Here is a 14,676-nt window from a genome sequence, read left to right as displayed (position 1 = left end):
GCATCGCTCACTAGACTGCCGAACCTATGAACCTGCGCGCCCCTGCTTTCGACCATCAGGCAAGTGACGATCTGGCGGCCCTGTGCAAGGCCGGCGGCGATCCACTGCGCCTCAACGTGCTGCGCGCGCTGGCCAGCGATTCGTTCGGCGTGCTCGAGCTGGCGCAGATCTTCGCAGTGGGCCAGTCGGGCATGAGCCATCACCTCAAGGTGCTCGCCCAAGCCGACCTGGTGGCTACCCGCCGCGAGGGCAACGCGATTTTCTACCGCCGCGCCCTGCCCAACGCTCGCGCGCTGGGCGGGCGCCTGCACAGCGCTTTGCTCGAAGAGGTCGACGCGTTGAGCCTGCCGGCCGAGGCCCAGGTGCGCATGGCCGTGGTGCAGCGCCAGCGCGCGGCGGCCAGCGAAGATTTCTTCTCGCGCATGGAAGAAAAATTCCGCGCCCAGCAGGACCTCATCGCCGGCTTGCCGCAGTACCGCGAAAGCCTGCTGGCCCTGCTCGACAAACTCAGCTTCACCAGCCAGGCCAGCGCCTTGGAAGTGGGCCCTGGCGACGGCGGCTTCTTGCCCGAGCTGGCGCGGCGCTTTGCTCAGGTCACGGCGCAGGACAACAGCCCGGCCATGCTCGAACTGGCGCGTCAGGTCTGCCTGCGCGAGCGGTTGGGCAACGTGCGCCTGGAGCTGGTCGATGCCTTGGCACCCACCAGCCTGCGCGCCGACTGCGTGGTGCTGAACATGGTCCTGCACCACTTCAGCGACCCGCAGCAGGCCCTCGGTCATCTGGCCCAGCGCGTGCAACCGGGTGGCAGTCTTTTGGTCACAGAATTGTGCAGCCACAACCAGAGTTGGGCCAAGGAGGCCTGCGGTGATCTCTGGTTGGGTTTCGAACAGGAAGATCTGGCCCGTTGGGCCACCGCTGCGGGGCTTGTACCCGGAGAGAGCCTCTACGTGGGCTTACGTAATGGTTTCCAGATTCAGGTCCGACATTTCTCGCGGCCGGCTGGCGACACTCACCATCGGTCAATTTAGGAAACCGTCGAGATGAGCGAATACTCCCTTTTCACCTCCGAGTCCGTCTCTGAAGGACACCCGGACAAGATCGCCGACCAGATTTCCGACGCGGTGCTGGACGCCATCATCACCCAGGACAAGTTCGCCCGCGTGGCTTGCGAAACCCTGGTCAAGACCGGCGTGGCGATCATCGCCGGCGAAGTCAGCACGTCGGCCTGGGTCGACCTGGAAGACATCGTGCGCAAGGTCATCGTCGACATCGGCTACAACAGCTCCGATGTCGGCTTCGACGGCGCCACCTGTGCGGTCATGAACATCATCGGCAAGCAGTCGGTAGACATCGCCCAGGGCGTGGACCGCAGCAGGCCGGAAGATCAGGGCGCAGGCGACCAGGGCCTGATGTTCGGCTATGCCAGCAACGAAACCGACGTGTTGATGCCCGCGCCGATCTGCTTCTCGCATCGCCTGGTCGAGCGCCAGGCCGAAGCGCGCAAGTCCGGCCTGCTGCCGTGGCTGCGCCCCGATGCCAAGTCGCAGGTCACCTGCCAGTACGAAGGCGGCAAGGTCGTGGGCATCGATGCAGTGGTGCTGTCGACCCAGCACAACCCGGACGTGTCCTACAAGGACCTGCGCGAAGGCGTGATGGAGTTGATCGTCAAGCACGTGTTGCCGGCCGAACTGCTGCACAAGGACACCCAGTTTCACATCAACCCGACCGGCAACTTCATCATCGGTGGCCCGGTGGGTGACTGTGGCCTGACCGGACGCAAGATCATCGTCGACAGCTACGGCGGCATGGCCCGCCACGGTGGCGGTGCGTTCTCCGGCAAGGATCCGTCCAAGGTCGACCGCTCTGCGGCCTACGCCGGTCGCTACGTGGCCAAGAATATCGTCGCCGCCGGCCTGGCCGAGCGCTGCGAGATTCAGGTGTCCTACGCCATCGGCGTGGCCCAGCCCACGTCGATCTCGATCAACACCTTCGGCACCGGCAAGATCAGCGACGACCAGATCGTCAAGCTGGTGCGTGCGCACTTCGACCTGCGTCCGTATGCCATCACCACCATGCTCGACCTGCTGCACCCGATGTACCAGGCCACCGCGGCCTACGGCCACTTCGGCCGGGCGCCGGTGGAAATGACCGTAGGCGACGACACCTTCACCGCGTTCACCTGGGAGCGCACCGACCGTGCCGCGGCCCTGCGCGACGCCGCCGGCCTCAAGTAAGCCAGGCGCCTGACAGCAGTACACGAAAAGCCCCGGCCGGGTGACTGGCCGGGGCTTTTTTGTGTCGTCGCAAACGGCGCAGGCCTGCTTCGAGGCGAGACGGCTTTGACCTGGCCGGCAAAAGGTCCTTCAATGGAAGGATCATGTCGTGGGCCACTGCAGCAACTCGATACGTGGTGCCACGAATAGGACGCGTCCTACAGAAATTTACTTCAATTCATCGTCAACTATTCAGAATCATATTCACGGAGTCACCATGAACAAGCTTTCCTCCCTGTGCGCTTTGCTGGTCACCGGTGTGCTTGTCGCCCCGGCGATGGCTGCCCCTCCTGCCCCCGCCGTGGCGGCAGTGGCCACCGGTTGCGCCGCCAAGCAGCAGAACGTGCAGGCACAGATCGCCGTCGCCAAGGCCAACGGCAACCAGAATCAGGTCGATGGCCTGAACACCGCACTGCGCGAGATCCAGACCAACTGCACCGACAATTCGCTGCGCAAGGAACGTGAAGGCAAAGTGCTCGATGCCAAGCGCGAAGTCAGCAAGCGTCAAAGCGACCTGGACAAAGCCATGAAGAAAGGCGATTCGGAGAAGATCAACAAGCGCAAGGACAAGCTCGCCGAGTCGCGCAAGGAATTGCAAGAAGCAATGGATGAGCTGGACAAGTAACGAGCATTGCGCGGCGAGTCATGTCGATGATCCGCCGCCTGTACGCAAAGTGCCGCTACATCGAGACGAAGAAGTAACTGACGATGATCGCGAACCCGGTGAACCATACCAACGACCGCAAGGCAGCCCAGTCGGCCAGGTAACAGATGATGTACAGCAGACGTGTAGTGATGAACACCACTGCCAGCACGTCGAGCGTCACCTGTTGCGCATTGCCGACGATATCGGAAATGACCACTGCGGCGATGAAGCCGGGAAGAATTTCGAAACTGTTCAACTGCGCGGCGTGGGCCCGCTTGGGCAAGCCCTCCAGCGCGTCGAGGTAGGCACGCGGATCATGGTTGTGGCGCAAGCCGAAGTTGCCGCCCGTGAACTTGGCGATATAGGCGCATGCGTAGGGCAATACCAAAGCGATCAAGACACACCAGAAGGCGACGGTCATACAGAGTTCCTTGTTCGAGTCTTCCACACCGATGTGCCCATGCACGCTCGATAGATATTAAGAGGACACACGCCGCGAAAGGTTCGCCCGCGCAGAGTTCCATTGCAATTATCAATTTGGCCGCCTTTGCGGCACTCCCTATAATACGCGCCGCTGTATTGCTGCATCCTTTTGCGCTCCTATTCCAATAAATCGTGTTCTCTGCAGTTCATGCGGAGGCTGGCGCATGCCTTTGTCGGGCAACTCACCCTCCTACTCGAGAACATCCGCATGCCACTTGCATTGTTTGCATTGGCCGTCGCCGCATTCGGCATCGGCACCACCGAATTCGTCATCATGGGCCTGCTCACCGATGTGGCGCAGGACCTGTCCGTCAGCATCCCGGATGCGGGCTTGCTGATCACCGGCTACGCCCTGGGCGTGGTCTTCGGCGCGCCGGTGCTGGCGGTGCTCACCGCCAACCTGCCGCGCAAGGCTACCTTGCTGGGCATGACCTTGATGTTCATCCTCGGCAACGTGCTGTGCGCGCTGGCGCCCAATTACGCCACGCTGATGGGCGCCCGAATCATCACGGCCCTGTGCCATGGAGCGTTCTTCGGAATCGGCTCGGTAGTGGCCGCAGGCCTGGTGGCGCCGAACAAGCGCGCCCAGGCCATCGCCCTGATGTTCACCGGACTGACCCTGGCCAACGTGCTGGGGGTACCGCTGGGCACGGCGTTGGGCCAGTTCGCCGGCTGGCGCTCCACGTTCTGGGCCGTCTCGGTGATCGGCATCATTGCCTTGCTGGCGCAGATCGTCTGGCTGCCCAAGGCCATTCCCATGGAACGCGGCAACCTGGCCCGCGAGTTCCGCGTGCTGCGCAAGCCCAACGTGTTGCTGCCCCTGGCCATGAGCGCGATGGCCTCCTGCAGCCTGTTCAGTGTGTTCACCTACATTGCACCGATCCTGCAGGACGTTACCGGCGTCAGCGCCCACGGCATCACCGTGATGCTGCTGCTGTTCGGCGTCGGCCTGACCATCGGCAGCATGCTCGGTGGCCGTCTGGCCGACTCGCGCCTGCTGCCCTCGCTGGTGGGCATGGCCATTGCGGTGGTGTTGATCCTGGCCCTGTTCACCCAGACCAGCGGCTCATTGATCCCGGCCGCGCTGACATTGCTGGCGTGGGGCGTGTTCGCCTTCGCGCTGTGCCCGATCCTGCAATTGCTGATCATCGACCAGGCACACGAGGCGCCGAACCTGGGCTCGACCCTCAACCAGAGCGCCTTCAACCTGGGCAACGCCGCCGGCGCCTGGGTCGGCGGCCTGGTTGTCGCCAGTGGTGCACCACTGGTGGATTTGCCATGGACCGGCGCCATCACCGGCATCGGCACCCTGATACTCGCCGTGGTGTTCATCTATTGGCAGCGCAGGCCGACGGCGGCACTCAACGCGGCGGGATGAACGGGTGTGCCGTTCGGGCGCACGGCAACATCCAACAACATCGCAGCGCTTGATAGACCTCATCTATCGATAAATCTTCATCATTTGACCAAAGGAGCCCGGATGCTCGAGTTAGTTGCCACATTCATCTGCCTCACCACACTGCTGACCTATGTGAATTTCCGCTTCATCGGCCTGCCCCCTACCATCGGCGTGATGGTGACCGCTCTGCTGTTCTCGCTGATCCTGCAAGGCTTGAGTTTCATCGGCTACCCGGGCCTGGAAGAACGCGTCGAAGCATTGATGAACCAGATCGACTTCGGCGATCTGCTGATGAACTGGATGCTGTCCTTCCTGCTGTTCGCCGGCGCCCTGCACGTGAACCTCGCCGACCTGCGCAACTACCGCTGGCCGATCGGTCTGCTGGCCACTTTCGGCGTGCTGATCGCCACCTTCGTCATCGGCGCCCTGGCCTTCTGGATCTTCGGCCTGTTCGGCTGGCACGTCAGCTTCCTGTACTGCTTGCTGTTCGGCGCCCTGATTTCACCTACCGACCCGATCGCGGTGCTGGGCGTGCTGCGCACGGCCAACGCCTCCAAGCCGTTGAAAACCACCATTGTCGGCGAATCGCTGTTCAACGATGGCACGGCGGTGGTGGTGTTCACCGTGCTGCTGGGTATCGCTCAACTGGGCGAAACACCGACGGCGGGCGCAACGGCCATGCTGTTCCTGCATGAAGCCGTAGGGGGCGCACTGTTCGGCGGCCTGATCGGCTACATCGTCTACCGCATGATCAAGAGCATCGAGCAGTACCAGGTCGAGGTCATGCTGACCCTGGCGCTGGTGATCGGTGGCTCGGCCATGGCCTACGAGCTGCATGTGTCGGCGCCGATCGCAATGGTGGTGGCCGGGTTGATCATCGGCAACCTGGGGCGCAACCTGGCGATGAACGACATGACCCGGCGCTACATGGACGGCTTCTGGGAGTTGCTCGACGACATCCTCAACGCCCTGCTGTTCGCCCTGATCGGCCTGGAACTGTTGCTGCTGCCGTTCTCCTGGCTGCACCTGTTCGCAGCCTCCCTGCTGGCCGTGGCGATCCTGCTCTCGCGGTTGCTCACGGTGGCCCCGGCGATTCTGCTGCTGCGACGCTTTCGCAGCGTCCCGCGTGGCACCATTCGCGTGCTTACCTGGGGTGGCCTGCGCGGCGGCGTCTCGGTCGCCCTGGCCCTGGCCCTGCCGATCGGACCGGAACGCGACCTGCTGTTGAGCATCACCTACATCGTCGTGCTGTCCTCGATCCTGCTGCAGGGCCTGAGCATCGGCAAACTGGTCAAGGCCGTGACCCGCGAGCCGGATACGCAGGCCGTGCGCGAGCATTGATCGGCATCGTTCGCATACGAAAAACCCCGCTCTCGCGGGGTTTTTCATTTACAACATCACAACCAGGTCGCCATCAGAAGATGTTGATCGGGTACTCGACGAAAGCGCGTACTTCGTTGCCGTCGTCGTTATAGCCCGAAGCACGGACGTTGTCCGAGGTGCGCAACCACGAGCCGCGCAGACGCAGGGTCAGGTCCTTGGCCGGGCCGTTCTGCACCACGTACTGGACCTGGTTGAAGATCTCGCGTTCCTGGCCATCGCCCGTCGGGGTGCGGATGTTGTCGCCACGCACGTAGGCCACCTTGTAGGTCAGGCCGGGCACGCCGAACGTGCGGAAGTCGATGCCGTAGCCCAACTGCCAGGAGACTTCGTCTTCGGCGTTGAAGTCCGACCAGTACGAGTTGGCCAGGAAAATGGTCGAGCCACCGTCGCCCACGCCACCGGCGTTCTGATAGAAACCGTAGTTGTAGCCGGTATCGCCCGTGCTGCGCTGGTGTGCCAGGGTCAGCGAGTGCGGACCGAAGGCCCAGGTCGCGGCCAGGCTCCAGATCTTGTTGTCCTGGCCAGTGCCCAGCGTGCTGGCGTAGTCCTTGTCCAGGTGCGAGCGGTAGCCGTTGAAATCAAACGTCAGCGACTGTTCGCTCGGCAGGGCCAGCACGTAGTTGAGGTTGACGTACTGCTTCTTCAGCCGGTCTTCGACATCCGAGGCATACAAGGCACCGGTCAGGCTGTCGCTGAACTGATAGCTGCCGCCGTACACGTCGATTTTCTTCAGGCCACCGCTGTCGCGGGCTTCGGCGCTCTTGCGCGCTTCCTGGGTGAAGCGGCCGGCGTTGAGCACCAGGCCATCGATTTCCTTGGAGGTGATCAGGGTGCCGGTGAAGCTTTCCGGCAACAGGCGCGAATCGTCGAAATTGAGCACCGGCAGCGCCGGCATCTGGTCGCCGTACTTGATCACGGTATTGGAGATGCGCACTTTCACCGCTGCGCCGGCGCGGGCCAGATCGTGGGGCGCACTGCTTGGATCGTCCGAAGTACCGCCACGCTTGAAAAAGTCGATGCCGCCGGCACCGGCGCGACCGGTGCCGCCGTCCAGGCGCAGCGCATACAGGCCGAATGCATCGACGCCGACGCCGACCGTGCCCTGGGTGAAACCGGAATTGAACTTGGCGATCACACCCTGGCCCCACTCGGCCTTGTCCTGCCCGCCATGCTTGTAGTCACGACTGATGTAGGCATTGCGCAGCAGTACGTCGAGGTGGCTGTCTTCGACGAAGCCCTTGCTATCGGCCTGTTCGCTGGCCATGGCCTGGGTCGCCGCCATCACGCCCAGCGCGAGGACAGCCAGTTTCTTGTTCAACATCTTGTTTTCCCTAATCACCAGTGAGGACGCGACACGGCCACCCGCTCGTTTCCCGCCGTCCGCATTGCCAGCGCAACGCTCTGCAACAGGCATTCGGAGGGGCGGGGCAGGGTTTATGCGGGCCAGTGCGCGGGGTCGGATCCTAGCGATGGGAGGACGCGAAAGTCAAAATTTCGTGAAACTTTATCGCTATAAGCAGGTCGCTTTGCGGCATAACGCCCACAAAAAAGCCCGACATCAGGTCGGGCTTCAAAGGCTGGTCAGCCCGCCTCAGCCGCGCACGGGCGCCGGCTGCTGCTGGGTCAGGCAATGGATGTTGCCGCCACCGAGCAGCAATTCACGGCCCGGCACCATCACCACTTCGTGCTCCGGAAACAGCTGCTGCAACAGGGCCTGCGCCTGGCTGTCGAGCGGGTCGTCGAAGCTGGGCGCGATGATGCCGCCGTTGACGATCAGGAAGTTAACGTAGGATCCGGCCAGGCGCACGGACGGGTGACGCTCCTGGCTGCCGGCAACCAGATCGACGCCATCGCACTCCTGCTGGGTGGCATACAGGGGCCCCGGGATCGGCATCTTGTGCACCACCAGCGCCCGGCCCTTGGCATCGACACTGCTTTCCAGCACCTGCAGGGCAGCCTGGCAACGGGCATAGTTCGGGTCACTGGCGTCGTCGGTCCAGGCCAGCAGCACTTCACCGGGACGCACGTAGCAGCAGAAGTTGTCGACGTGTCCGTCGGTCTCGTCGTTGAACAGGCCGTCGGGCAGCCAGATGACCTTGTCCACTGCCAGATGATCGGACAGGATTCGCTCGATCTGCTCGCGGTTCAGGTGCGGGTTGCGATTGCGGTTGAGCAGGCATTCCTCGGTGGTGATCAGCGTGCCTTCGCCGTCCACGTGAATCGAGCCGCCTTCGAGCACGAAACCTTGCGTGTAGTAACCCTGGCAGCGCTCCATGCCCAGCACCTTGCTTGCCACCTGCTCGTCGCGGTTCCAGGGCGCATAGAGGCCACCTTCAAAGCCGCCCCACGCATTGAACGCCCAGTCTACACCGCGCACCTGGCCGCTTTCGTCGATCACGAAGGTCGGCCCGGTATCACGCATCCAGGCATCGTCGCTGCTCATTTCGACCACGCGAATGTTCGGCACGTCCAGGCGCGCGCGCGCGTTGTCGTACTGCCCGGCAGACACCCCGACCGTGACCGGCTCGAAACGCGCGATGGCCTTGGCCAGGGCGACATGCGCCGCCTGCACCGGCTTGCCGCCCAGGCGCCAGTTGTCCGGGCGCTCGGGCCACAGCATCCAGGTCTGGGTATGGGGCGCCCATTCGGCCGGCATGTGGAAACCGTCGGCGCGAGGGGTACTGTCGAGCGTGGTCATGGGTCAGGGCTCCGGTGGTCCATGAAAAAGGTATGGGCGCACTCTACAGGTTGTCGAGCGGATCGTGAAACGCGCCCAGGCCTGTCTTTCAGCCCTGGATTTCGTCAAGCACCTGCGCCACGCAATCGACGAAGAAATCCACGCTCTGTCGGGTGGTCACCATCGGCGGCTTGATCTTGAGGATGTTCAGGTGGTCACCGGTGGGCTGCATGAAGATGCCCAGCTCGCGCAGCCGCTCGCACAGCAACGCCGTCTCCTGCGTCGCCGGCGCCAGGCTATGGCGATCGCGCACCAGTTCCAGGCCCAGATAGAACCCGGACCCGTGCACGGCGCCCACCAGCGGATGCTGGTCGAGCAACCCTTGCAAGCGTGCCTTGAAATGCCCGCCGACCACCCTCGCGTTCTCCCACAGCCCCTCTTCGGCCATCACATCGAGCACCGCCAGGCCGATGCGGCAACTGACCGGGCTGCCACCGGACGATGAGAAGAAATACCCCTCGGCTTCCAGTGCCTCGGCTACCTCGCGGCGGGTAATCACCGCGCCCAGCGGGTGACCATTGCCCATGCCCTTGGCCATGGTGATGATGTCCGGCACCACGCTTTGCTGTTCGAACCCCCAGAAATACTCGCCCAGGCGCCCATAGCCAACTTGCACTTCGTCGGCGATGCACAGCCCGCCCCGCGCGCGAACGCGCTCATAGACCTGCTGCAGATAGCCCTCGGGCAAGGCTATGCCACCGGCGTTGCCGTACACCGGCTCGCAGATGAAACCGGCCAGTTGGCGGCCCTGCTCATCCAGCTGATGCAAGGTGTCGTTGACACTGCGGACGTAGCCTGCGGTGCAGTCGGGACCACGGAAAGTGCCACGGTAGCTGTTGGCCGCCATGACCGGATGGACCCAGTCCGGTCGCGTGCTCAACGCCTGCGGGTTGTCGGCGATGGAGGTGGAAATGGCATCGGTGGCCACCGACCAGCCATGGTAGGCCTCGAGCATGCTGAGCATGTCGCGCCCGCCGCTGGCTGCCCAGGCCAGGCGGATCGCCAGATCGTTGGCCTCGGTGCCGCTGTTGACCAGAAACACCCGATCGAAACCTGGCGGCGCAAGCGCCAGCAGGCGCTCGGAAAACTCGGCGATCGCTGCATAGTGAAAGCGTGAGTTGGTATTGAGCAGTGACCATTGCCGCGCCGCCACCTGGGCCATGCGCGGGTGTCCATGGCCGAGCACCGCGACGTTGTTGAGCATGTCCAGGTACGACTGGCCGTGCATGTCGATCAGATGGTTGCGCCAGCCGCGCTCGATCTGCGGCGGCGCCTGGTAATAATGCTTCTGCGAGCGAGCGAAACTGGCGTCGCGCCGCTGCAGCAGCAGACTTGCGTCGGGCGGTAGCGGCGCGTCGCAATCCATGCCGAGCACCCTTGCCGGCGACGGGCACAGGGACTGCCAGGCCGCCGCCCGCGCCGGCGTGCAGAACAGTGGCGGGCTCACATCAGGGCTGCGGCACAACTGCACCAGCAGCGAACCGTCGACCTTGCCCAACGGTGCGCCCGCAGCCAGCACGGTCCCCGCAGGGCTTGGGCAGTCGAGCCCCCACAGGTGCAGGCTCACGGAAGGACCTTCGAGCACCACGCTGGCATCTGCCAACCGCTTCAGCGTGCCAGCCCAGGGCGCCTGCAGGTTGGTGCCAGGCGGCGCCTGAACCTGCACGTGCAGCGCGCAGGTCGCCGACGCCGCGCAGGTATCGATGCGAGTACGCGAGAGGCGATACTCACCATAACCTGTACAGGCCCAGCCGCTGCCCGCTGCGGCACCGCTCAGCAGCCGTTCGTCGATATTCGCTTGCTCCCAGTTGCCGTCCGCGAAATGCTCGCTGAGTACGCTCAAGTCCACTCGACAAACTGTCGAATGCGTCACGTGAGCAAACAAAGGCAATATGCCATCTCCGGCTGATTCAGGTATGCTCTGCCCCACACTGCTGAAAATTGCCGCTTCCATCAATTCGAATGGTTCTGCGGTAGCTATGTCGAAGATTTCCCACTCATGCTCGACATTGGCCCGGATATAGTCGTTGTCCGGCGCCACGCTCAGCTGCCGGGCGCTGCTCGACACCAGCACCGCTGCCCGCAGCACCACCAATGGCCATAAGGCACGCAGCTCCGCTTGCTCGAGCGGATTGACCCGATGATAGGCTGCCACTGCCGGCAACACCGCGAACGGATCGCCATGGCCATGATGCAGCAGCGCAGCACAGGTCGCCGCCAGGTCCGCCACCCGCCAGGTGTGCACCAGATCACCGAAGTCGATCAGGCCCGCAAGCTGCCAGCGCAGGTCGGCATCACGCTGCCAGACACTGTTGTCATCGGTGATGTCCAGATGCACCGCCTGCAGCGGCAGATCGGCACTGACCGCACCCAGTCGACGCTGCGCCTGGAACGCCATTTCGACCACACGGCCGCGCTGCCCGGGATCGTCGAGCGCCGGCAACAGATGATCAAGCAACTTATGCGCATGTCGCGGGTCCCATTGCAGCGTGCGCGCAAGGCCAGGGTGTTGAAAGTCGAGCAAGGCGCGGTCTACCTCGCCGCACAACTGACCGATGCGCGCGATCGCAGCCGGCCCCAGATGCTTGAGGCGTGTCAACGGCTGACCGTCCAGATAGCTCAACACGCGCATCTGCAGGCGCTGCTGGCCCAGGTGTACGCCAAGGGTGTCGCGACCGTCGAGGGCAGCCAGTGCCTGTGGTACTGCAAGGCCGTGGCCAGCCAGATGGCGCATCGCGGCATGCTGGGCCGCGAGTGCCTGGGGGGCGTCATCGTGACAGAACTTCAGCACCCAGCGATGCTGGGCGCTTTCCACGCGAAAATTGAGGTCTTGCTGGCTGCCCAGGCTGTGCAGCTGACCTTGCAGGCCATAATGCTCGAACAACAATGCCTGCGCCTGTTCGATACTCACCACGGGGTTGGAACGACTGGCGCGATGCACGAGCGTGTCGAGCGGCATGAATGAAACCTCGATGGTCTGGTTTGCAAGTACTGTAGCGGTTCGCCGCGCAGGATTTCCACCGCCGGCAACCCTGCCACTCGCGATCCGATCGCGCAGGCAGGCTGCCGTTGAACTACGCCGCCCCAGGCCTGTGTCATTCACGAACAGGCCTGGGGCGGAACACCGTTGCACATTCGTTTGACAAACCGGGCTTGCACCGCCGCGCCCATCCACACAAGCTAGGCTGCAACGAATCATTGTCAGCTCAGGAAGAAGGCTTTCGACATGCGCATTCTCATCACCGGCGGCGCCGGTTTCATTGGCTCGGCACTGGTGCGTCACCTGATCGCCAACACCGAGCACGAAGTACTCAACCTCGACAAGCTGACCTACGCCGGCAACCTCGAATCACTGGCTGAAATCGCCAGCGACAGCCGTTACGAATTCGTCCAGGCCGACATTGCCGACCAGGCCGCGGTAAGCGCCGTGCTGGCGCGCTTCCAGCCCCACGCGATCATGCACCTGGCGGCCGAATCCCACGTCGATCGCTCCATCGACGGGCCGGGCGAGTTCATCCAGACCAACGTGGTCGGTACCTACGCCTTGCTCGAAGCCACCCGTGGCTACTGGCAGCACCTGCCGGCGGCCGAACGCGAAGCCTTCCGCTTCCACCATATTTCCACCGACGAGGTCTACGGCGACCTGCACGGCGTGGACGACCTGTTCACCGAAACCACACCGTACGCGCCAAGCTCGCCGTACTCGGCCAGCAAGGCAGCCTCCGACCACCTGGTGCGTGCCTGGCAGCGTACCTACGGGCTGCCGGTGCTGATCACCAACTGCTCGAACAACTACGGCCCGTATCACTTCCCGGAAAAACTCATTCCGCTGGTGATTCTCAATGCCCTGGCCGGCAAGCCACTGCCCGTGTACGGCAATGGCATGCAAGTGCGTGACTGGCTGTACGTCGAAGACCATGCCCGCGCCCTGTTCAAGGTCGTCACCGAAGGCGTGGTCGGCGAGACCTACAACATCGGCGGCCACAACGAGCAGAAGAACATCGACGTGGTGCGCAGCATCTGCGGCCTGCTCGACGAACTGGCGCCACAGCGTCCGGACGGCGTGGCGCACTATGCCGACCTGATCACCTTCGTCAAGGACCGCCCGGGCCACGATGTGCGCTATGCCATCGACGCCAGCAAGATCGAGCGCGAACTGGGCTGGGTGCCACAGGAAACCTTCCAGACCGGCCTGCGCAAGACCGTGCAGTGGTATCTGGACAATCTTCAATGGTGCCGTCGCGTACAGGACGGCAGTTATCAAGGTGAACGCCTGGGCTTCACCGAACCTAAGGATTTGATCGCATGATGAAAGGTATCGTTCTGGCCGGGGGCTCCGGCACCCGCCTGCACCCCATTACCCTGGGTGTTTCCAAGCAACTGCTGCCCATCTACGACAAGCCGATGATCTACTACCCGATCTCGGTACTGATGCTGGCCGGCATCCGCGAGATCCTGCTGATCTCCACCCCTCAGGACCTGCCGCAATACCGCCAGTTGCTCGGCGACGGCAGCCAGTTCGGGATCAACATCCAGTTCGCCGAACAGCCAGCACCGGACGGCCTGGCCCAGGCGTTCCTGATCGGTGAGGAATTCATCGGCGAAGACCCGGTGTGCCTGATCCTGGGCGACAACATCTTCCACGGCCAGCACTTCAGCGACCAGCTCAAGCGTGCCTCGGCGCACCCGACCGGCGCCACCGTGTTCGGCTACTGGGTCAAGGATCCGGAGCGTTTCGGCGTGGTCGAGTTCGACCAGGACGGGCGTGCACTGTCCATCGAAGAGAAGCCGACCGAGCCCAAGTCCAGCTATGCGGTCACCGGCCTGTATTTCTACGACAACGACGTGGTGCGCATCGCCAAGGATGTCCAGCCTTCGCCACGTGGCGAGCTGGAAATCACCGACGTCAACAATGCCTATCTGGAACGCGGCGACCTGCGCGTGGAACGCTTCGGCCGCGGCTTTGCCTGGCTCGACACCGGTACCCACGACAGCCTGCTCGATGCTTCGCAATACGTGCAGACCATCGAACACCGTCAGGGCCTGAAAGTGGCTTGCCTGGAAGAGATCGCCTACCAGAACCACTGGATCGACCGCGAACAGCTGCTGGTACGCGCCAAGTACTTCGGCAAGACCGGCTATGGTCAGTACCTGTACTCGCTGGCCGGAGAAACCCGATGAAAGTGATCGCTACCGACCTGCCCGATGTGTTGATCATCGAGCCGAAGGTTTTCGGTGACGAGCGCGGCTTCTTCTACGAAAGCTTCAATGCCAAGGCCTTCCAGGAGGCCACCGGCGTGACGCTGCCGTTCGTCCAGGACAACCATTCACGCTCCGCCCGCGGCGTGCTGCGCGGGCTGCACTATCAGGTGCAGCATGCCCAGGGCAAGCTGGTTCGCGTGGTCACCGGGCAAGTGCTCGACGTGGCAGTGGACATCCGCCGCAGCTCGCCGAACTTCGGCAAGTGGGTGGCGGTCGAGCTGTCCGCGCAGAACAGCCGTCAGTTGTGGATTCCGCCAGGCTTCGCCCACGGTTTCGTGGTGCAGAGCGAGTACGCCGAGTTCCTCTACAAGACCACCGATTACTACGACCCGTCGTCCGAGCGCAGCATTGCCTGGGATGACGAGCAGTTGGCAATCGACTGGCAGCTGGACGCAGCCCCGTCGCTGTCGGCCAAGGACCTGGCCGGCAAGCGCCTGGAAGAGGCCGACGTGTTCCCGTGATCGGCCTGCGGTAACGTCGCGATGCATGTCGA

General features: G+C 63.3%; 12 protein-coding genes. 8 read left to right on the top strand and 4 right to left on the bottom strand.

Features of this window, described 5'->3' with window-relative positions; translation table 11 throughout:
• Positions 1–26: 26 nt before the first annotated feature.
• The 3 genes from IFU31_RS12995 (at position 27) to IFU31_RS12985 (ending at position 2,898) form a co-directional block, all read left to right on the top strand.
• Positions 27–1,028: a metalloregulator ArsR/SmtB family transcription factor gene (locus IFU31_RS12995; protein WP_122479819.1), complete on the top strand. Its 1,002-nt coding sequence runs from the start codon at positions 27–29 to the stop codon at positions 1,026–1,028.
• A gap of 12 nt (positions 1,029–1,040) precedes the next feature.
• Complete coding sequence (metK, locus tag IFU31_RS12990) at positions 1,041–2,234, top strand: methionine adenosyltransferase (RefSeq protein WP_122479820.1); 1,194 nt, start codon at positions 1,041–1,043, stop codon at positions 2,232–2,234.
• Positions 2,235–2,490: 256 nt separating this feature from the next.
• Positions 2,491–2,898, top strand: coding sequence for a DUF1090 domain-containing protein (locus IFU31_RS12985; RefSeq protein WP_185794743.1), 408 nt, complete (start codon positions 2,491–2,493; stop codon positions 2,896–2,898).
• A gap of 55 nt (positions 2,899–2,953) precedes the next feature.
• On the opposite strand, the gene IFU31_RS12980 is transcribed toward IFU31_RS12985, so the two are convergent.
• Positions 2,954–3,340: an MAPEG family protein gene (locus tag IFU31_RS12980; RefSeq protein WP_185794742.1), complete on the bottom strand. Its 387-nt coding sequence runs from the start codon at positions 3,338–3,340 to the stop codon at positions 2,954–2,956.
• Positions 3,341–3,610: 270 nt separating this feature from the next.
• Between IFU31_RS12980 and IFU31_RS12975 the strand changes: the two genes are divergently transcribed.
• Together IFU31_RS12975 and IFU31_RS12970 are read left to right on the top strand one after the other, a co-directional pair.
• Positions 3,611–4,780 (top strand): MFS transporter, encoded by a 1,170-nt coding sequence (locus IFU31_RS12975; protein ID WP_185794741.1) that lies wholly within the window; start codon positions 3,611–3,613, stop codon positions 4,778–4,780.
• A 102-nt stretch (positions 4,781–4,882) separates the two neighbouring features.
• Positions 4,883–6,142 carry a cation:proton antiporter gene (locus IFU31_RS12970; protein ID WP_122479824.1) on the top strand — a complete coding sequence of 420 codons (1,260 nt, stop codon included), beginning with the start codon at positions 4,883–4,885 and terminating at the stop codon, positions 6,140–6,142.
• Between the two features lie 73 nt (positions 6,143–6,215).
• On the opposite strand, the gene IFU31_RS12965 is transcribed toward IFU31_RS12970, so the two are convergent.
• From IFU31_RS12965 to IFU31_RS12955, 3 genes are all read right to left on the bottom strand, one after another.
• The gene (locus IFU31_RS12965; RefSeq protein ID WP_192055013.1) at positions 6,216–7,505 is read right to left on the bottom strand and encodes an OprD family porin; all 1,290 of its coding nucleotides are present in this window, start codon (positions 7,503–7,505) and stop codon (positions 6,216–6,218) included.
• 270 nt (positions 7,506–7,775) lie between these two features.
• On the bottom strand, positions 7,776–8,882 hold the full coding sequence (gene aguA, locus IFU31_RS12960) for an agmatine deiminase (protein WP_192103185.1): 1,107 nt from the start codon (positions 8,880–8,882) through the stop codon (positions 7,776–7,778).
• Positions 8,883–8,970: 88 nt separating this feature from the next.
• Entirely contained in the window at positions 8,971–11,880 is a 2,910-nt protein-coding gene (locus IFU31_RS12955; RefSeq protein WP_192103182.1) for an aminotransferase, read from the bottom strand.
• 267 nt (positions 11,881–12,147) lie between these two features.
• On the opposite strand from IFU31_RS12955, the gene rfbB reads away from it, so the two are divergent.
• The 3 genes from rfbB to rfbC are packed head-to-tail and all read left to right on the top strand — an operon-like array spanning position 12,148 to position 14,644.
• The gene (rfbB, locus tag IFU31_RS12950; protein ID WP_122479828.1) at positions 12,148–13,230 is read left to right on the top strand and encodes a dTDP-glucose 4,6-dehydratase; all 1,083 of its coding nucleotides are present in this window, start codon (positions 12,148–12,150) and stop codon (positions 13,228–13,230) included.
• Complete coding sequence (gene rfbA / locus IFU31_RS12945; protein WP_122479829.1) at positions 13,227–14,102, top strand: glucose-1-phosphate thymidylyltransferase RfbA; 876 nt, start codon at positions 13,227–13,229, stop codon at positions 14,100–14,102. The genes rfbB and rfbA overlap by 4 nt, the downstream gene beginning before the upstream one ends.
• Entirely contained in the window at positions 14,099–14,644 is a 546-nt protein-coding gene (gene rfbC, locus IFU31_RS12940) for a dTDP-4-dehydrorhamnose 3,5-epimerase (protein WP_122479830.1), read from the top strand. The genes rfbA and rfbC overlap by 4 nt, the downstream gene beginning before the upstream one ends.
• Positions 14,645–14,676: the final 32 nt, after the last annotated feature.

This window comes from Pseudomonas sp. CFBP 13602 (assembly GCF_014842725.1).
Classification (GTDB): domain Bacteria; phylum Pseudomonadota; class Gammaproteobacteria; order Pseudomonadales; family Pseudomonadaceae; genus Aquipseudomonas; species Aquipseudomonas baltica.
This window is presented reverse-complemented; position numbering and strand designations above follow the sequence as displayed.

Coding starts and splice junctions, on each gene's coding strand:
- IFU31_RS12995 (WP_122479819.1), top strand. CDS start 27: ATGAACCTGCGCGCCCCTGCTTTCGACCATCAGGCAAGTGACGATCTG.
- metK (WP_122479820.1), top strand. CDS start 1,041: ATGAGCGAATACTCCCTTTTCACCTCCGAGTCCGTCTCTGAAGGACAC.
- IFU31_RS12985 (WP_185794743.1), top strand. CDS start 2,491: ATGAACAAGCTTTCCTCCCTGTGCGCTTTGCTGGTCACCGGTGTGCTT.
- IFU31_RS12980 (WP_185794742.1), bottom strand. CDS start 3,340: ATGACCGTCGCCTTCTGGTGTGTCTTGATCGCTTTGGTATTGCCCTAC.
- IFU31_RS12975 (WP_185794741.1), top strand. CDS start 3,611: ATGCCACTTGCATTGTTTGCATTGGCCGTCGCCGCATTCGGCATCGGC.
- IFU31_RS12970 (WP_122479824.1), top strand. CDS start 4,883: ATGCTCGAGTTAGTTGCCACATTCATCTGCCTCACCACACTGCTGACC.
- IFU31_RS12965 (WP_192055013.1), bottom strand. CDS start 7,505: ATGTTGAACAAGAAACTGGCTGTCCTCGCGCTGGGCGTGATGGCGGCG.
- aguA (WP_192103185.1), bottom strand. CDS start 8,882: ATGACCACGCTCGACAGTACCCCTCGCGCCGACGGTTTCCACATGCCG.
- IFU31_RS12955 (WP_192103182.1), bottom strand. CDS start 11,880: ATGCCGCTCGACACGCTCGTGCATCGCGCCAGTCGTTCCAACCCCGTG.
- rfbB (WP_122479828.1), top strand. CDS start 12,148: ATGCGCATTCTCATCACCGGCGGCGCCGGTTTCATTGGCTCGGCACTG.
- rfbA (WP_122479829.1), top strand. CDS start 13,227: ATGATGAAAGGTATCGTTCTGGCCGGGGGCTCCGGCACCCGCCTGCAC.
- rfbC (WP_122479830.1), top strand. CDS start 14,099: ATGAAAGTGATCGCTACCGACCTGCCCGATGTGTTGATCATCGAGCCG.